Source organism: Lentimicrobium saccharophilum (assembly GCF_001192835.1).
Classification (GTDB): Bacteria; Bacteroidota; Bacteroidia; order Bacteroidales; family Lentimicrobiaceae; genus Lentimicrobium; species Lentimicrobium saccharophilum.
In genome coordinates this window covers 175,397-193,429 of record NZ_DF968183.1, presented here as the reverse complement: position 1 = coordinate 193,429, position 18,033 = coordinate 175,397, and the positions used below count along the sequence as shown (strand labels likewise).

At 46.8% G+C, this 18,033-nt stretch carries 15 protein-coding genes and 1 tRNA gene; 10 read left to right on the top strand and 6 right to left on the bottom strand.

Features of this window, described 5'->3' with window-relative positions:
- Position 1 precedes the first annotated feature (1 nt).
- The 3 genes from rfbD to TBC1_RS12630 are packed head-to-tail and all read left to right on the top strand — an operon-like array spanning position 2 to position 3,029.
- Positions 2-859, top strand: a complete 858-nt coding sequence (rfbD, locus tag TBC1_RS12640; protein ID WP_062043483.1) for a dTDP-4-dehydrorhamnose reductase — start codon at positions 2-4, stop codon at positions 857-859.
- On the top strand, positions 846-1,232 hold the full coding sequence (locus tag TBC1_RS12635) for a GxxExxY protein (protein ID WP_062043480.1): 387 nt from the start codon (positions 846-848) through the stop codon (positions 1,230-1,232). The genes rfbD and TBC1_RS12635 overlap by 14 nt, the downstream gene beginning before the upstream one ends.
- A 51-nt stretch (positions 1,233-1,283) precedes the next feature.
- Positions 1,284-3,029 (top strand): phospho-sugar mutase, encoded by a 1,746-nt coding sequence (locus TBC1_RS12630; protein WP_062043477.1) that lies wholly within the window; start codon positions 1,284-1,286, stop codon positions 3,027-3,029.
- Positions 3,030-3,102: 73 nt separating this feature from the next.
- Here TBC1_RS12630 and TBC1_RS12625 read toward each other — a convergent pair whose 3' ends face one another.
- Together TBC1_RS12625 and arcC are read right to left on the bottom strand one after the other, a co-directional pair.
- A complete protein-coding gene (locus TBC1_RS12625) occupies positions 3,103-4,104 on the bottom strand; it encodes an ornithine carbamoyltransferase (RefSeq protein WP_062043474.1) in 1,002 nt (333 codons plus the stop codon).
- A 32-nt stretch (positions 4,105-4,136) separates the two neighbouring features.
- A complete protein-coding gene (gene arcC / locus TBC1_RS12620; RefSeq protein ID WP_062043471.1) occupies positions 4,137-5,081 on the bottom strand; it encodes a carbamate kinase in 945 nt (314 codons plus the stop codon).
- Positions 5,082-5,296: 215 nt separating this feature from the next.
- Here arcC and TBC1_RS12615 point away from each other — a divergent pair, with 215 nt between their 5' ends.
- Entirely contained in the window at positions 5,297-6,190 is an 894-nt protein-coding gene (locus TBC1_RS12615; RefSeq protein ID WP_062043468.1) for a DMT family transporter, read from the top strand.
- Here TBC1_RS12615 and TBC1_RS12610 read toward each other — a convergent pair.
- On the bottom strand, positions 6,187-6,594 hold the full coding sequence (locus TBC1_RS12610) for a response regulator (RefSeq protein ID WP_062045553.1): 408 nt from the start codon (positions 6,592-6,594) through the stop codon (positions 6,187-6,189). The two genes, TBC1_RS12615 and TBC1_RS12610, sit on opposite strands and share 4 nt — an antisense overlap.
- A gap of 270 nt (positions 6,595-6,864) precedes the next feature.
- Between TBC1_RS12610 and mtaB the strand changes: the two genes are divergently transcribed.
- The 4 genes from mtaB to TBC1_RS12590 all read left to right on the top strand — a co-directional run bounded on the left by mtaB (position 6,865) and on the right by TBC1_RS12590 (position 10,971).
- Positions 6,865-8,157, top strand: coding sequence for a tRNA (N(6)-L-threonylcarbamoyladenosine(37)-C(2))-methylthiotransferase MtaB (gene mtaB, locus TBC1_RS12605; protein ID WP_062045551.1), 1,293 nt, complete (start codon positions 6,865-6,867; stop codon positions 8,155-8,157).
- A 2-nt stretch (positions 8,158-8,159) separates the two neighbouring features.
- Entirely contained in the window at positions 8,160-8,966 is an 807-nt protein-coding gene (locus TBC1_RS12600; RefSeq protein WP_062043464.1) for an inositol monophosphatase family protein, read from the top strand.
- An 85-nt stretch (positions 8,967-9,051) separates the two neighbouring features.
- Complete coding sequence (locus TBC1_RS12595; RefSeq protein ID WP_082189694.1) at positions 9,052-10,416, top strand: NfeD family protein; 1,365 nt, start codon at positions 9,052-9,054, stop codon at positions 10,414-10,416.
- Positions 10,417-10,458: 42 nt separating this feature from the next.
- Positions 10,459-10,971 (top strand): O-acetyl-ADP-ribose deacetylase, encoded by a 513-nt coding sequence (locus TBC1_RS12590; RefSeq protein WP_062043461.1) that lies wholly within the window; start codon positions 10,459-10,461, stop codon positions 10,969-10,971.
- A 265-nt stretch (positions 10,972-11,236) separates the two neighbouring features.
- Here the strand turns inward: TBC1_RS12590 and TBC1_RS12585 are convergent, their stop codons facing one another.
- The 3 genes from TBC1_RS12585 to TBC1_RS12575 all read right to left on the bottom strand — a co-directional run bounded on the left by TBC1_RS12585 (position 11,237) and on the right by TBC1_RS12575 (position 14,600).
- Positions 11,237-12,730: a DUF4153 domain-containing protein gene (locus TBC1_RS12585; RefSeq protein WP_137305708.1), complete on the bottom strand. Its 1,494-nt coding sequence runs from the start codon at positions 12,728-12,730 to the stop codon at positions 11,237-11,239.
- A gap of 153 nt (positions 12,731-12,883) precedes the next feature.
- Complete coding sequence (locus TBC1_RS12580) at positions 12,884-14,335, bottom strand: ArnT family glycosyltransferase (RefSeq protein ID WP_062043456.1); 1,452 nt, start codon at positions 14,333-14,335, stop codon at positions 12,884-12,886.
- A 192-nt stretch (positions 14,336-14,527) separates the two neighbouring features.
- A tRNA-Gly gene (locus TBC1_RS12575) sits at positions 14,528-14,600 on the bottom strand.
- A 354-nt stretch (positions 14,601-14,954) separates the two neighbouring features.
- Here TBC1_RS12575 and TBC1_RS12570 point away from each other — a divergent pair.
- Both TBC1_RS12570 and malQ read left to right on the top strand, forming a co-directional pair.
- Positions 14,955-16,463 carry an MFS transporter gene (locus TBC1_RS12570; protein WP_062045547.1) on the top strand — a complete coding sequence of 503 codons (1,509 nt, stop codon included), beginning with the start codon at positions 14,955-14,957 and terminating at the stop codon, positions 16,461-16,463.
- Between the two features lie 5 nt (positions 16,464-16,468).
- A complete protein-coding gene (gene malQ / locus TBC1_RS12565; protein WP_201781688.1) occupies positions 16,469-18,007 on the top strand; it encodes a 4-alpha-glucanotransferase in 1,539 nt (512 codons plus the stop codon).
- Positions 18,008-18,033: the final 26 nt, after the last annotated feature.

Sequence of the window (18,033 nt, the reverse complement as noted above, 5' to 3'; positions counted from 1 at the left end):
AATGAAGATACTGGTTACCGGGAGCAAAGGACAGTTGGGCAATGAGTTGCAGTTGATGGCTGCGAACCTGCCTGAACACGAGTTTATATTTACCGATTACCAGGAGTTAGACATAACCAGCCACGATCAGGTTAATCGCTTTGTTCAGGAGACCCGTCCCGACCGGATCATCAATTGTGCGGCATACACTTCCGTTGACAAAGCAGAAGCGGAGCCTGAGGCTGCGTACCGGCTAAATGCCGACGGGCCGGGTTACCTGGCCGCGGCTGCTGCAAGCCATGGCGCAAGAATGATACATATTTCATCCGATTATGTTTTCAATGGCCGGAATTATAAACCTTACCTGGAGACGGATGCGGTTGAACCTGCAGGCGTATACGCTAAAAGCAAGGCCCTGGGTGAAAACAATGTAATGAAGGCTGCACCCGGTTCCATCATTATAAGAACGTCATGGCTTTATTCAGCTCATGGTCAGAATTTTGTAAAAACCATTCTCCGGGTTGGCAAGGAAAAGGGATTGCTGAAAGTTGTCGCTGACCAGATCGGATCACCTACCTGGGCGCACGATCTGGCAAATGCCATACTTAACCTAATCGACAAAAATGCAGATGGCGGCATTTACCATTTCTCCAATGAAGGGGTCTGCAGTTGGTATGATTTTGCCAGGACCATAATAGAACTCTCCGGAATTCAATGCAAAGTTGTCCCGACCGATACCGCCGGATACCCCCTGCCTGCTCCCCGTCCCTATTATAGTGTGCTTGACAAAAGCAAATATGCCGCAATCACGCACTGCGCTGTCCCCTGGTGGTACGAAAGCCTTAAAAAATGCCTAGCTTTGCTGAATGAACAGGGCTGAACTCAACAAACTGCATACCCGGATATTTGAAGCAGCATCAGAAGTCTACTCCGAACTCGGTCAGGGGCTTGATGTTCAGATTTATCATACCTGTTTCCTTCATGAACTCAGATTGAAAGGCCTGTTGTTCAAACGGGATGTTGCGTTTCCCGTTTACTACAAGGACATCAAAACAAGTAAAGAAATAATTGTTGATATACTTGTTGAAAATCAAGCGATTGTAGAAATCCAGTCGGAACGGGAGATTTCACTGCTGCAACTGCATTCATTGCAATCGAAGCTGAAAATTTCAGGTAAAAGAATGGGAATAATTATTACCTTTAACGCTCCGGGAGTCATTGAGGGTTACCGGAAAGTATTGAACAATTTATAGAGAAATCAGGTTAGAGCAAACTGATTAAAGCACTGAAAAATCTGACATATTATGACAATAAAGGAAGTAGACCCGAAGATTATCGAAAAAGCAAAAGTCTGGCTTAAAGAAAATTACGACCCCGATACCAGAAAAGCGGTAAAGGAGATGATGGACAATGATCCGGCCGAGCTTGTTGAATGTTTTTACCGTGATCTTGAGTTTGGTACCGGCGGTTTACGCGGTATCATGGGCGTAGGAACCAACCGCATGAACAAATACACGGTTGGTGCTGCAACCCAGGGCCTGGCCAATTACCTGAAAACGGCATTGATACATGAAAGTGAAATCAGGGCAGCCATAGCGTATGACTCGCGTAACAACAGCGGACTTTTTGCCGGAATTTCAGCGGAAGTGTTGGCAGCCAATGGTATAAAAGTATTTCTTTTTGATTCACTCCGGCCCACGCCCGAGCTTTCATTTGCCGTCCGTTATCTTAAGTGCCATACAGGCATTGTTGTTACGGCCTCGCACAACCCTAAAGAATATAACGGTTATAAAGTCTACTGGAGTGATGGCGGACAACTGGTACCTCCTCATGATAAGAATGTGATTGCCGAAGTGCAAAAGATTGAGTCAGTCGGGGATATAAAATTTTCAGGCCATCCTGAAAATATTGTTAGCATTGGCGAAGACATTGACAAGGAATACATCAGCACGCTTGTTTCCTTATCAATTTCACCCGACGTAATCAAACGGCAAAGCGATATGAAAATCGTTTACACGCCGATACATGGAACAGGTTATAAGCTTGTTCCGGAAGCATTGAAAGCATTTGGTTTTACAAACATTCAAACGGTAAAGGAACAGCTTACGCCTGACGGAAATTTTCCAACAGTTGTATCCCCGAATCCTGAAGAAAAAGCCGCACTCGAGCTTGCATTGAAACTGGCTAAAAAAGTAAATGCTGACCTGATTCTTGCCACGGATCCTGACGGTGACCGCGTCGGTGTCGGAGTAAAAGATAACAATGACAACTACATACTTCTGAATGGAAATCAATCCGCATCTCTGCTGATTTATTACCTGATCCGCCAGTGGAAGATCAAAGGAAAACTTACCGGAAAAGAGTTTATCGCGAAGACCATCGTAACATCCGAACTGCTAAAAGACATTGCAATCAGCCACGGAGTTGAATCGTACGATGTACTTACCGGTTTCAAATACATCGCTGAAATCATCCGCAGGTTTGAAGGTCAGAAAAAGTTTATCGGAGGCGGAGAGGAAAGTTACGGTTACCTTGTCGGTGATTTTGTTCGTGATAAAGATGCGGTTGCCGCCTGTGCCCTGCTTGCAGAAACAGCTGCATGGGCGAGGAATATGGGTATGTCGATGTATGAAATGCTTATCAATATATATCAGGAGTACGGATTCTACCTCGAAGATCTGATTTCAATCACTAAAAAAGGTAAATCAGGGGCGGAAGAGATTCAGGCAATGATGGATGGATACCGGAATTCGCCACCCCGTGAAATCAACGGCATTCCCGTAGAGATAATCAAAGATTACAAACTTCAGAAAGAGTTCAACCGTATTACCGGAGATGAAAAACCCATTGATCTCCCCAAATCAGATGTTCTTCAGTTTTTCCTGAAGGGAGGCAGCAAAATTACGGTGCGTCCTTCAGGTACTGAGCCAAAAATCAAGTTTTACTTTGGAGTAAAGGGTCTATTACCTGAAAAATCACAATTTGACAAGGTAAATGCCGGCATGCGGGCACAGCTTGAAGAAATGATTGCAGCCATGAAACTCAAATGAAGACATTGGATTTATAAAAAAACTAAAGGCGACCTTTGAGATCGCCTTTAATTTTATCCACAGGGATCAGCTTTTAGCAACCCAGGGTTGCCACCATTACTGCTTTAATGGTATGTAACCTGTTTTCAGCTTCATCAAAAACCACCGACATTGGTGATTCGAACACATCTTCACTTACTTCCATTGCTTCCAGTCCATACTTCTGGAATACATCCTCACCGATAACAGTTTCGCGATTGTGGAATGCAGGCAGACAGTGCAGGAACTTCACCGTGGGATTGCCCGTCTTCTTCACAACATCCATATTCACCTGATAGGGGCTCAACAGTTTGATTCGCTCTGCCCACACTTCAGCAGGTTCACCCATAGATACCCATACATCGGTGTAAAGGAAGTCCACACCTTTTACCCCTTCTTCAACCGATTCGGTGAGCGTGATTTTTGCTCCGGTTTCTTTGGCTATTTCGCGGCAGGTGGCCACCAGTTTCTCGTCTGGCCAGCAGGCTTTGGGCGCTGCAGCCCTGAAATCCATACCCATTTTGGCAGCACCTACCATCAGGGAGTTGCCCATATTATTCCTGGCATCGCCAAGATAGCAAAAAGCAACCTGATGTAATGGTTTATCGGAATGCTCCATCATGGTAAGGAAATCGGCCAGGATCTGGGTAGGATGAAACTCGTTGGTCAATCCGTTCCAAACCGGAACACCGGCATATTTACCCAGTTCCTCAACAATGTGCTGTCCGTAACCGCGATACTCTATTCCGTCATACATGCGTCCAAGTACGCGGGCAGTATCTTTCATAGACTCTTTCTTACCCATTTGTGAACCTGAAGGTCCGAGATAAGTAACGTGCGCTCCCTGGTCAAGGGCGGCAACTTCAAACGCACAACGGGTGCGGGTTGAATCTTTTTCGAAAAGAAGCACAATGTTCTTTCCTTTCAGCTGCTGCTGTTCGGTTCCGGCATATTTTGCCTTTTTAAGATCAACCGAAAGCTGAAGTAAATACTTGATTTCCTGAGGAGTAAAATCCAAAAGTTTCAGGAAGTTTCTGTTTCTGAGATTAAATGCCATAATATGATTGTTTTAATGGTTTCAGAAAATAATTATACGATTACGACTCTGGTTCCACCATTATCGATACCAAGCTTATCGGTGCTTGTAATGATGGCATCCTTGCCACTGCCCTCCACAAAGGCTATTGCGGCCCTGATCTTGGGCGCCATACTACCTTCTGCAAACTGACCCTCTTCAAGATAACGTTTGGCCTCGGCAATCGTCATGCGGTCAAGCGCTTTCTCCTGCGGCGTATTATAATTAATGCAGACCTTGGGTACATCAGTCAGAATAAAAAACTTATCAGCCCTGATCTGGACTGCAAGCAGGGATGAAGCCAGGTCCTTGTCAATAACAGCATCTATCCCCTGCAGCTTGTTTTCTTCAACATAAAATGCAGGAATTCCGCCTCCACCAACAGCAATAACAATCTGGCCGGCGCGTGCAAGCGATTCGATTGACTTTTGATTGCTGATTACCAAGGGTTTAGGGCTGGCTACAACTTTACGATAGCCCCTGCCACGCGGATCTTCTGCAAACTTAGCGCCGGTTTCATCAGTAATCCTTTCAGACTCTTCTTTTGTATAATAAGGCCCAACAGGTTTGGTAGGATTTTTAAATGCAGGGTCGTCTTTATCAACCAACACCTGGGTGATAATAGAAATAATGTCCCTGTCAAGATCATTGGCCATCATTACATTTCGTAACTGCTGTTCGATAATATAACCAATGAATCCCTGGGAATAAGCCACAGCAATATCCAGCGGCATATCCGGCAAACCATACAATTTATGTCCGGCGGTATTGGCAAGCAGGATGTTCCCCACCTGGGGACCGTTACCATGTGTAATCACTAAATTATAATTTGACCGGATAAGCGTTAGCAGACGCTCTGCTGTTTCGTAAACATTTGTTTCCTGATCATCAATTGTTCCTTTCTGGTCACTCCTGAGCAACGCATTGCCTCCCAGGGCCACTACAGCTAATTTCTTCATAAAAGTCTGGTTGGTTAATTTTGGAGCAAAAGTAAATACTTTTTAATGATTGGCAAGCCCCTGACTTTTATCTAAAGTTAACTAAATTAAATCGTTAAATCTAGATATCTTCCAAAAACGATTATGATAACCTACTTCCCATGCTGAGGATAATTTCAATAAAACAGAAATACTGGCAACCTGCTGCGCGTCAAACCAATCCGTAACTTTGCAAAATGAAAACCGGCAATAAATCCATGATGTTCGCACTGATGGCAGTCCTTTTCTGGTCTACCATCGGTTCAGCTTTCAAGCTGACACTGAATTACCTGAACTTTGTCCAGGTATTGCTTTTTGCCAGCTTTATCGCCGTGATTTTCCTTGCGCTGACGCTGACTATAAGCGGGAAAATGAGAGATATTTTCAACCTCAGCAAAAAGAATATCGGAATGTCGGCAATCATGGGATTTCTAAATCCTTTTGCCTATTACCTCGTACTTCTGAAAGCCTACTCCATTCTTCAGGCCCAGGAGGCAGTAGTATTAAACTATATCTGGCCAATGATTTTAGTGTTACTGTCCATTCCATTCCTACGTCAGAAGATTTCGCTAATCAGTTTCTTTGCATTGTTGATAAGCTTTGCCGGAATATTTGTAATTGCTATCGAAGGGAGGATCATGACACTTCGTTTTTCTCATCCGGCCGGGGTGGCACTTGCTTTGGTCAGCGCATTTTTCTGGGCATCTTATTGGCTGCTCAATCTGAAGGATAAGCGGGAAGAGACCGAAAAACTTTTCATGAACTTCGCGTTTGGATTTCTTTATATTCTTGTTTACGCCATTTCAACCAACAACCTCGTTCTGCCTGGTATAAAAGGTGTTATCGGTGTTGTTTATATCGGTTTGTTTGAAATGGGGATCACCTTTGTACTATGGCTTAAAGCCCTGAAATACGCCGAAAACACAGCAAGGGTAAGCAACCTTGTATACCTCTCCCCCTTTCTTTCACTGATTTTTGTTTCAGTATTTGTCGGTGAAAAGATTCTTATCTCCACAATAGCAGGCCTTATCCTGATTATAGGAGGAATATTGATTCAGCACTTCAGTGGAAAAACCGCGAAAGTTATTTAGAGATACCTGCTGATTGTTCTCAGCAATTCAGATGGCCTGATGGGTTTCGAAAGGTAGTCGTCGCAGCCGGCGGCTTTGCTTTTTTCCTTCTCTCCCTTCATTGCATAAGCAGTTTGAGCAATAACGGGCAATTCCGGCCTTATCTTTTTTAATTCAACGGTAACCATGTATCCGTCCATCCCATCAAGCTGGACATCCATCAGGACTATATCTATTATTGCATCTCCTGAAACCAGTTTCAATGCCTCTTCGCCTGATTTTGCCCAAAGAATTTCAGCGCCGGACTTCCGGAGTGTAGCAGCCAGAAACTGATAATTCGATTCAACATCCTCAACTATCAATATCGTCTTATCCTTCCAAAGCCCCTGCGTCGCCGCGATGTTATCAACAATTACTTTTTCCATTACCGGAAATCTCAAATAAAAAATAACGGACAGCAATTCGGTTTCTGTATTCAGATTTGAGGAATCACAAAAGAAATACAGAAATAATCTATATCCATTCGCAAAGTTACAAAATTTATCCGGAATTATTATATATAAAAATGATGGATTAAACATGTCCTCAGATCAGGGATGACAAAACAGAATTCTCACTTTACATTGCGAAATACAATCTGATCTGATGCCGCTGAAACAGATAGTCACACTGTTCAAATGCCTATCTTTGCAGCAATGAAGAATAATAAAATTGCATTTCAGACTTTTGGCTGCAAGCTTAATTTTGCTGAAACTTCGGCCATTGCTGGAAAATTTACAGCATCAGGTTACGAAATCGTGAATTTCAGCGAGGAGGCCGATTATTACGTGATTCATTCCTGCACGGTTACTTCACATGCTGAAAAGAAGACCAGGGCCGCTATCAGGCAGGCTGCAAGAAGAAATCCCGAAGCCTCGGTTGCAGTGATTGGCTGCTATGCCCAGCTCAGGCCGGAAGAAATTCATAAAATCAATGGGGTGGATATCATTTTGGGTAACAGCGACAAATACCGGCTCCCCGAATATATTACCGATCTGAGGAAGTATAAAGAAGAAAAAAATCAGGCTCCTTCCATGCCAACTGACTTTGAACCTGGCTTTTCCATTGGAGACCGCACCCGTTCATTTTTCAAGGTTCAGGATGGCTGCGACTATTTTTGCACCTATTGCGCCATTCCGTTCGCCCGTGGCCGGAGTCGAAGCGCAACCATTGCATCCACGCTTCAGGTAGCTCAGCAGATCGCTTCCTCCGAAGTAAAGGAGATTGTGCTTACCGGGGTCAATATCGGTGATTTCGGCAGACGGAACGGCGAAAATTTCACTGAGCTTCTGAAAGCACTCGGACAACTTGAGGGCATAGAAAGAATCAGAATCTCGTCCGTGGAACCGGAATTACTGAAAGATGAAATCATCACGCTGGTCGCCCAAAACCGACGGTTTATGCCCCACTTCCACATACCGCTGCAATCGGGCACTGACCGTATTCTTGAGCTGATGAAACGGAAATACAAGCGTGAAGTATTTGCAGACAGGGTTAATACTATTATAATGATGATGCCTGATGCCTGTATCGCGGCAGATGTCATCACCGGATTTCCGGGTGAAACGGACGAGGACTTCAGGCAAACCGTGGATTTTATTGAAAGCCTGCCGGTATCGTATCTGCATGTATTCACTTACTCAAAACGACCGGGCACCAAAGCCGCATTACTGGCAGAACAGGTTCCTGACGCCATCAAACAGGAGCGCAGCCGGCTGCTTCATCAACTTTCAGAAAGAAAAAAGGAACTGTTTTACAACGAAAACAGGGGCAGCCATCAGTTGGTCCTGTGGGAATCAAGTATGCATAAGGGATTTATGAACGGTTTTACCGGAAATTACATCCATTGCAAGAAACCATTTGATAAGAATTCAGTTAATCAGATTGAAAGTGTCATCCTGCTCGAACCGGACAAGGATGGCATGTACATGGTAAAACCCAATCATTAATAATGGAAACACCAGATTATCAAATACTTTGCAATGGAGTTTGCAATATTGCCCGGGAAGCCGGGAATTACATTTTGCAACAGCTTAACAATATAACTCATACTGAAATCGAGCAGAAAGGACATCACAATTATGTGACTTATGTAGATAAATCGGCAGAAGAGCTGATTGTAAACCGCCTTAAAGACCTGCTGCCCGGTTCGGGATTTATTACCGAAGAAAACACCGCCGGCCATGATCAGCAGTTGTTCAGATGGGTGATTGATCCGCTCGACGGAACCACCAATTTTATTCATAAAGTCCCCGTCTTCTGCGTCAGCATCGCGCTGATGGAAGGCGATACAGTAGTGGTGGGAGTGGTTTATGAAATCAACCTGGAGGAGTGTTTTTATGCCTGGAAAGGTGGCAAAGCCATGCTCAACGGCAAAGAAATCAGTGTTTCTCCGGTAAAAGACTTCGACAACAGCCTGCTGGCCACAGGATTCCCTTATTATGATTACGGCCGGCTTGATGATTATGTAACGGTCTTCAAGCACTTCATGAAACATACAGCCGGTTTGCGCCGGTTAGGCTCAGCAGCTGCGGATCTGGCTTATGTTGCCTGCGGCAGGTTCGAAGGCTTCTATGAATACGGACTTAATTCGTGGGATGTAGCTGCAGGCAGTTTTATTGTAGAGATGGCCGGGGGCGTGGTTACCGATTTCACCGGTGGCAGCAACCACCTCTTCGGCAGGGAACTGATTGCCGGCAATCCACATGCGCATCCTGAAATGAAAAAGGTAATCGGGAAATATTTCGGTCACATCTGAATTGAAAATCATTTGCTGAAAAAACACCTGATATTCACCAATTTGCTATTATCTTCGCATTAAATAACAACGCCTCACTGAAATGATAAAGAAATCTTTGAATATAATCATGCTGGCATTATTCCTGCTGAATCTGACAGGATTGAGCGCCCAGAACCTGAATGATAACAGCAATCCATCCGGATTGATTTATAAATTCGACATCAAGCAGGAGATTGCCCCGCCGGTGTGGCATAATACAAAAAAAGCATTTCGAGAGGCAAAAGAGCTGAATGCCGATATCATCCTGATACACATGAACACCTACGGGGGGATGGTTGAAACGGCAGACAGCATCAGAACCGCCATTCTTCAGTCGAAAATCCCGGTCTGGGTCTTTATCGACAACAATGCCGCATCGGCTGGGGCCCTGATTTCGATCGCCTGCGACAGCATTTACATGCGCTCAGGCGCCAACATAGGTGCTGCCACCGTTGTAGACCAGACCGGCAAACCTATGCCGGACAAGTATCAGTCATACATGCGTTCAACCATGCGTTCAACTGCCGAGGCGACCGGACGCGACCCAGACATCGCCCAGGGTATGGTTGATCCAAGGGTATACATCGAAGGCGTTACAGATACCGGCCAGGTCATTACCTTTACAACCACTGAAGCCATCCGCTATAAATTCTGTAACGCCCAGGCCGAAAGCATTGAGGAAATTCTGAAAATAACCGGCAAACAGGATTTTAAAGTGGTGGAACAACAATTGTCCGCTACCGACAAAATCATAGGCTTCCTTACAAAACCCATGATCAGCGGGCTACTGATTATGATCATCATCGGAGGAATCTATTTTGAGCTGCAAACACCGGGCATCGGATTCCCGCTGGCAGCTGCAGCCACGGCAGCAATGCTTTACTTCGCACCGCTATATATCGAAGGGCTGGCCGCCCACTGGGAGATCCTTGTTTTCATTATCGGACTGATACTTTTGATGGTAGAGTTGTTTGCCATACCCGGTTTCGGCGTTGCCGGAATTTCGGGTATTATCCTTATGGTAACCGGCCTCACCCTGAGTATGATCGACAACATCGGTTTTGACTTTACCGGAGTGAGGCTGAACGGAGTTATCCAGGCATTTTTCATCGTGATCATCGCGTCATTCTTCTCCCTGATCGGGTCCTTCTTTCTTACCCGGAAGCTTTTCGGCGGGCACACCATGTTCGGCGATCTGGCACTGCTCTCTACCCAGCAGACCACCGAAGGTTACGTTTCGGCAGATGCGCATTATATGGAAATGAAAGGCAAAACAGGCACCGCCTTTACCATGCTCAGACCGGCCGGTAAAATAGACATTGAAGGACAGATATTCGATGCCGTGGCCGAAGCAGGTTTCATTGAGAAAGGCGAAGCGATCCGCGTCGTGAAATACGAAAATGCACAGCTGATCGTGCGAAAAGCCTGATAACGAATTATCGGAATTTTTAAACAATCAAAACAACCTGAAATGGAGAATGAAGCCATCAGCCTGATAACAGGCGATATTACCGCGTTGCAGGTTGACGCCATTGTAAATGCAGCCAACACCAGTCTGCTGGGCGGTGGCGGGGTGGATGGTGCCATTCACCGGGCTGCGGGACCAAAACTGCTCGATGCCTGCCGCGCCATCGGGGGCTGCCCTACCGGAGAAGCCAGGATTACGCCGGGATTTAACCTGCCCGCACGCTGCGTTATCCACACCGTAGGACCTGTGTGGCGGGGTGGTAACCACAACGAAGAAGCCCTGCTGTACGCCTGTTACACTCAAAGCCTGAAACTGGGTTTAGAAAATCAATGCTTCACCATTGCTTTCCCGAATATCAGTACTGGTATTTACGGCTTTCCCAGACAGCGCGCCGCCGAAATTGCCATCGGTGCCGTTCAGGATTTCATCAGTACCAATCCTGCCCGGATAAAAGTAATTTTCGTCTGCTTTGACAATGAAAACTTCAGGATATACCGGCAGTTACTGGGTAATTGATAAAGTCAGGTTAATTAAGGTATTGCTGATATTTAATCTGCAGCGGAAGCATTGACTATGCACTTATAACATGCTGGTTCGGTAAAAATCTGTCGAAGTAACTCAACGCTTTTACGACATGCACCCCCTGCATCCTGCAACTTAATTATTTTTCGGTCCAAATATTACAGCAATATGCCGTTCCGGGAAGAATAAAGGTTTTCGGTATTTTTCATCCGGATCCGGGTTTGCAGACTCCTGAAAAGACCTATGGAAAAAAATAAGGTCATTGCAACCTGCGATAGGTAATGGCATCCGAAACCGTCAGTGATTGCCATTGCAGCTTCGGATAACCCTGCAGGAAATTCCGGGAGCGCTGACCGATGTGCCCGGAATAATAGTCCATAGAAGTATAGTAATGATGATCAGGAAAATTGATGCGGTTTACCGAATCAATCTGACTGAGGGTTTCCGCATCGAGTCTGAGCACCGGCAACGTACTGCTGTCTAGGTGCATCATGAAATCCGTATGGAAAAATGCCTTTCCGGCATGTTTCACATTGTGCCGGGCAATCACCATATCCCAATTGAACAATCCGGTAAAGATAATTACCGCGTAGGCCATCAGGCTGTTTTGCACCAGCAGATACTGCAGCGTTTTTTTATATCTGAGCTTCAACAATACCGTAATAATGCCGAAGACGACGAGAATCAGGAACGCAAACACCCAGATCCGCTTAAAGGCCAGGTTGAAATAATGAATGTACCAGAAATTCCTGACAGCTACCGAAATTGCAAGTATTATATTCTGATACAGCCAGATACGGGAAAGCACGAGCAACAACCGGTTTTTGGAATAGAAGTTCAGGTTGCCCCTGAATAACCATACTACAATGACAATGGAGATCAGTATGGATACGATCAGCAGCCAGGTGCCTTCGTGTACAAATTGCTTCAGGTAACCTCCGTCCCATTCAAAAAACAACCAGACATGCCGGATATCAAGCACGTTCATCAGCGCCAGCGCCAGGTTGAGCAATATCAGAAGGATAATGCCTGAGCGGTATTCATTTTTCAATGCATTGAAACCGCCGGAAAATGGTTTGCGCCTGCGGATAAGCCGGTCGGTTTCTTCTTCCCTGAAAATCCTGAAAATATTATTGAAGGTTCCAAAGAAGTAGAACAGGTATAAAGCAAATCCCACTATCGTTAACCAGAAAAAACCAGGTGAAATCCAGCGAAAGATTTTTTGCATCAGGTCACTGAATCCCTGAAGAAAGTTACCGGTAAACTTGTTGAAAAACGGGCTTGCAGCGGAGTAAATCAGCATAAACAGCGCAAAGACAATCAGGGGTAACAGCCACATGGCCCCTTTCCTGAATACCCGGCCTGTGCCGGATTTACCACCGGGTTCAGCAGTGATGGCCCTGAGCCATTCCCGGGGCCCTGTCAGCATTGCCGAAGGCAGTGCAATCATCGCATTTAGCGGCACCACCATCGCGGGATATGCAGCCACTGCACAAAGCACCATCAATGAAAGAATATTGCCTGCCAGCGCCACCCCATCTCCGTAAACCGCCACCATGATGCTGCTGATGCCTGCGCCGGCCAGGAAAATTAAATGAAACCGGTTACCCGGACTCAGACGCCTGGTCCGGATCAGCAGGCTTATCAGCAATGCATTGAATATCAAAATATTTACCCCGGCTTGCTGCCTGTGAAACAGATAGGCAAATATAAGTGCGAATGCCAGTGGAAACAGTAGAAATGACTTTTTCATCCGGAAACGGAATTGAGTGGCACAGTATGTAAAACAGTCATAGCATCCGGTTACGGAAATGGCTGCAACATATTTACTTTTCCTCAATAACGATGAACAGGTCAGAATATTATTCAGGCATTGCCTGAAGCATAAAAATACTGAACTCTCAATTTAAATATCAGGGCGGATCAACGTTAAGCGGATATCCGGATCCTGCAACAAGGTGTCGGCACCGGAGGGGGTGAGCTCAGGCATTAACCCGCTTAAAGATGAGCCGTTATTGATCAGAAAGACAATATGCCTTCGGTCCTCAATCATTTCGCGGATACGCTGCTGCGGAATCGCTTCAGGGGAGCAGCCCTCCAGCAGGATTAACTGATCACGGCCTTTTCCCGACTGCAGTCCGAGATAAAAAGTATTCTCCCATCCGGCAAAGTCAACCACCAGCAAATCGTCAGGCGAAAGCGCAGGGATTAAATTTCGTGAAAACTGAACGATCCGCTGGTCTTTCAGTCTTGGCAGGGGCTTTACGCCTCCTATGGTGTACAGCATCGACAGGGCAATGGTTATCAGGCCGAACAGAAACATTTTTCTGATTTTGCTGCGGTTCAGCACTGAGAACCAGGGGGCTGCAAACGGTATGGAAAGCAACACGGGGGTCATGGAAAACCGTTGATGAAGCAACAGTTTCCCGCTTACCGAATTGTAGATCATTACCAGCAGAAAAATGGCAAAAGGTAACATCCAACGGGCTTCGTGGCGGTTGAAATTCTCCCTGCCCGGCATCCTGATCATTTGACGCGCCACGATCCAGGCAAGCGGCGGGCCAAATGCAATCAGCCAGGAGAAGGGGAAAAACCAGATTCTGCGTAACATCGCTTCAAAATCAACCTGTTTGTTGGTGCCCATTACATCAAGCGTCCACCGGCTGTTGGCTGAAATGCTGTACATGGCATCGCCGGTTGCAAGGTAATTCTGTATCATCCAGGTTAACGGGAAAACCGAAGCGGCCAATCCAAAAACCAGCGCCTGCTTCCGGCGTCCATGAATCAGTATCAGCAAGCCGAAGAGGGCAATCAGCAGCCAGGCTTCATACCTGAAGCCGGATGCCAGGGTCAGAAAGAAGCCGGCCAATACAAAATCCTTCCACTTCAGGTTCCGGAGCGCCAGCGACAATTGGTTCATTGTCAGCGCGATAAAAAACAGCGCGGGCGTTTCGGCCATCACCAGGAAACTGTAACGGAAAACCACCGGGCTGATGGCAAAAAAGAAGGTGACCGCCACCGCCCCGTTGTGGCTGAATTCCCGCCGGGTAAAATAATAAAGGGGAAAAAGCGTCAGAGCGGACAACAAAATATTGACCAGAACGGGCGCCGCATCCCGGCTCTGGAACAACATTATAACCAGGCCGTTAAGGTAATAATGAAAGGGAGCCCACACACCCGTAACAATCCAATGGGGATCTGCGGCCCAGGCTTCGGAGGTAAGGATGCGGCTGACCGCATCGGCATCAACCTGCTGTGAAAACGGATACAAGGCCAGTTTAACCGCCAGCGCAATGGCTGCAACCAGCCATACAGAGTATCCCGGGAAATCAGTTGATGTTTTCGCTTTCTCTTGCACCAGCGTGAATGCTAAAAATAATTCCGTTTCAGCAGCAAATATAAGCCGTTCTTTAAGTACGACAGAGTATAAACATGAAATTTCAGCAATTGAACGGACTGCCTGCAGTTTATTTTTTCGCAGTGCAACCTGGCATAAGCTTCTGCTTTCTATATTATAAAAAAAAACGAAGCCATCTGACCTCGTTTTTTGAGCGGAAAACGGGATTCGAACCCGCGACCCTCAGCTTGGGAAGCTGATGCTCTACCGACTGAGCTACTTCCGCATTGTTATTATTTATACCCTCAGCTTGAGATCTCGTCATTGGTGACGAGACTACCGACTGAGCTACTTCCGCATTGTTATTATTATACCCTCAGCTTGAGATCTCGTCATTGGTGACGAGACTACCGACTGAGCTACTTCCGCATTGTTATTATTTATACCCTCAGCTTGAGATCTCGTCATAGGTGACGAGACTACCGACTAAGCTACTTCCGCGATTGGAATTTCATTGCAAAAATAATAAAACTTGATGTTTATAAAGACAGCGGCTATGAAAAAATTATCGGGCAGGCCATTTCAGTTTGTACAGCAAGTTTTTTCCGTATTTTTAACGCTAAATTTTAAAACCGTCTTTATGAGTAAAAAGCCGCACCTCAGTTTCTGGCAGATATGGAATATGAGTTTTGGATTTCTGGGGATACAATTCGGATTTGCCCTGCAGAATGCCAATGTAAGCCGGATTTTTGAAACCCTGGGCGCCAAGGTGGATGAAATACCCATCCTCTGGATTGCCGCCCCGGTTACCGGACTCATTATGCAACCCATTATCGGCCATCTGAGCGATAATACATGGAACCGCTGGGGCAGAAGACGGCCGTTCTTTATGGTTGGAGCCATACTGGCATCCATTGCGTTGATCATTATGCCCAACTCCCCCACCCTCTGGGTTGCCGCCGGCATGCTCTGGATTATGGATGCTTCCATCAACATTTCCATGGAGCCTTTCAGGGCCTTTGTTGGTGACATGCTCCCCTCGGAACAGCGTACCAAAGGCTTTGCCATGCAGAGTTTCTTTATCGGTACCGGGGCTGTTGTGGCTTCTGCCCTGCCCTACATCCTGACTAACTGGTTCGGCATTGCCAATACTGCGCCCGAAGGCAAAATACCACCTTCCGTGCAATACTCCTTCTACCTGGGAGCATTTGCCTTTTTTGCCGCCGTTCTATGGACCGTTTTGCGGACAAAGGAATACTCTCCCGAAGAACTGAAAGCGCACGCTGAAGCAGAAGGATTGGTCACCGGAGAAACCCCCGGAGAGGAAATCTCAGAACCGGGTAAGGTCAGCCGCGTATTCCTCAACCGGAGCATCCTCTGGATAAGTGTAGGGCTGGTTCTTTCGTACATTATATACCACTTCGGCTTCCACCCCGAACTTTATATTTTTTCAGCCGGCCTTGGCGTTTATGGCCTGATGATGCTGATCTCGGGATTGATCATCCGCAGCGGAAACCTTAAAAACGGCATTGCCGTGGTGATGCACGACCTCTACCGCATGCCGAAAACAATGGCTCAACTCGCGGTAGTCCAGTTTTTTTCGTGGTTCGCGCTTTTCGCGATGTGGATATACACCACCGCCGCCGTAACCAAGCATATCTATGGCACTACCGATCCCACATCCGAACTTTTCAACAAGGGCGCCGACTGGGTAGGCATCTGCTTCGCCGTATATAACGGATTTGCCGCCGCCGTGGCTTTCCTCCTTCCGGTCATCGCCAAACGCACTTCACGGAAGTTCACACACATGTTGGCACTGGTCGCCGGCGGACTGGGGCTGATCTCAATCTATTTTATCAAAGATCCGAATCTGCTGCTGGTTTCCATGGTGGGCGTCGGATTTGCCTGGGCAAGCATCTTATCCATGCCTTACGCCATCCTTGCGGGCGCACTTCCGGCCAACAAAATGGGAACGTATATGGGCATTTTCAACTTCTTTATCGTTATCCCGCAAATACTGGCGGCCAGTATACTGGGCTTCTTTACCCGGGACCTGTTCGGCGGTGAAGCCGTTTACGCCATTGTACTCGGCGGTATTTCCATGTTTATTGCAGCGGCAACCGTAATGTTTGTTAAAGACGAACACTGAAGACCATGATGACCAACCAACGATCAGGCGGCATATTGCTGCATCCCACCTCGCTCCCGAATGAATATGGCATCGGTACCTTTGGTGAAGAAGCTTATCATTTTGTTGACTTCCTGGAAAGAGCGCATCAGAACCTCTGGCAGGTGTTGCCCCTTGGCCCGACAGGTCCGGGCGACTCCCCCTATCAGAGCTATTCCGCCTATGCATTGAACCCGGTATTGATTGACCTTCAACATTTTGTCAATAAGGGGTTAATCGGCCAAAATGATCTTTCAGCAGCCAAACGAAGAAACAACGGCAGGGTTGATTATGCGTTTGTGAACAGCTCACGCGAGCAGATTTTCACTAAAGCCTACCGGGCGTTTTGCGAGGCGGCGCCGGATGCCGACAGAAATGCTTTCAACGACTTTAAAGAGAAGCACAGTCACTGGCTTGACGACTATGCCCTGTTTATGGCCATCAAAGAAAGCCTGGGGGGAATTCCCTGGTATGAATGGCCCGATGACCTGAGACTCAGAAAGCAGCCGGCACTCGACAAAACCAGACAGGAACTGGAAGAGCGGGCAGGATACCACAGATTTCTGCAGTTTGTTGCCAACTGCCAATGGATGAAGCTCAAATCTTACGCCAACGAAAAAAACATTCAGATTATCGGCGATATTCCGCTTTACGTTTCATTCGACAGCAGTGATGCCTGGGCTAACCCGGAGGTATTTTTGCTGGACGGGGACCTGAATCCGGAAATGGTGGCCGGCGTCCCCCCCGATTTTTTCAGTGAAACCGGTCAGTTGTGGGGCAATGTTCTCTTTAAATGGGATTATCTGAAAGCAACCGGTTTCGACTGGTGGATCAAACGGGTAGCCCATAACCTGGAACTGGCAGATATCATTCGTATCGATCACTTCAGGGGGCTTGTGGCATTCTGGGCCATCCCCTTCGGCGCCGAAACGGCCATCGACGGGCAATGGATCGGAGCTCCGGCGGTTGAGCTATTCGAGGCCCTTGACAAAAAACTGGGAAAACTCCCCATCATTGCCGAAGACCTGGGAGTAATCACGCCCGATGTTGACGAGGTACGGTTACAATTTAACCTTCCGGGGATGAAAATCCTGCAGTTTGCTTTCGATAAAAGCAAGGCCAACCCATACCTGCCGCATTTCTATCCGCAAAACAGCGTGGTATATACCGGTACGCATGACAATGATACGGTGGTTGGCTGGTACGAAAGCCTTGACGCGGAAGACAAACTAAAACTGCATCAATACCTTGGAAGTATTGGTACCGGTATCCACTGGCAGATGATCAGGCTGGCATGGGCTTCGGTATCGGATATTGCGGTGGTTCCGCTTCAGGATGTGCTGGGATTGGGAACAAACGGAAGAATGAATGTACCGGGCACCCTGTCAGGTAACTGGCAATGGCGGTTCCTTGACGGACAACTGCTCAGAGAACATGAGATTACCCTCCGGAATCTGAGCACGCTGTATAACCGCACAAACAGGGTAACTGATGAAGAAATCCCCGTTCCTGACAACCATCAGTAAATTCCATCAATAAGCAGCCTGCCATT

Coding starts and splice junctions, on each gene's coding strand:
- TBC1_RS12610 (WP_062045553.1), bottom strand. CDS start 6,594: ATGGAAAAAGTAATTGTTGATAACATCGCGGCGACGCAGGGGCTTTGG.
- TBC1_RS12630 (WP_062043477.1), top strand. CDS start 1,284: ATGACAATAAAGGAAGTAGACCCGAAGATTATCGAAAAAGCAAAAGTC.
- TBC1_RS12625 (WP_062043474.1), bottom strand. CDS start 4,104: ATGGCATTTAATCTCAGAAACAGAAACTTCCTGAAACTTTTGGATTTT.
- TBC1_RS12585 (WP_137305708.1), bottom strand. CDS start 12,730: ATGAAAAAGTCATTTCTACTGTTTCCACTGGCATTCGCACTTATATTT.
- malQ (WP_201781688.1), top strand. CDS start 16,469: ATGATGACCAACCAACGATCAGGCGGCATATTGCTGCATCCCACCTCG.
- TBC1_RS12635 (WP_062043480.1), top strand. CDS start 846: ATGAACAGGGCTGAACTCAACAAACTGCATACCCGGATATTTGAAGCA.
- TBC1_RS12600 (WP_062043464.1), top strand. CDS start 8,160: ATGGAAACACCAGATTATCAAATACTTTGCAATGGAGTTTGCAATATT.
- arcC (WP_062043471.1), bottom strand. CDS start 5,081: ATGAAGAAATTAGCTGTAGTGGCCCTGGGAGGCAATGCGTTGCTCAGG.
- TBC1_RS12570 (WP_062045547.1), top strand. CDS start 14,955: ATGAGTAAAAAGCCGCACCTCAGTTTCTGGCAGATATGGAATATGAGT.
- TBC1_RS12590 (WP_062043461.1), top strand. CDS start 10,459: ATGGAGAATGAAGCCATCAGCCTGATAACAGGCGATATTACCGCGTTG.
- rfbD (WP_062043483.1), top strand. CDS start 2: ATGAAGATACTGGTTACCGGGAGCAAAGGACAGTTGGGCAATGAGTTG.
- TBC1_RS12615 (WP_062043468.1), top strand. CDS start 5,297: ATGAAAACCGGCAATAAATCCATGATGTTCGCACTGATGGCAGTCCTT.
- mtaB (WP_062045551.1), top strand. CDS start 6,865: ATGAAGAATAATAAAATTGCATTTCAGACTTTTGGCTGCAAGCTTAAT.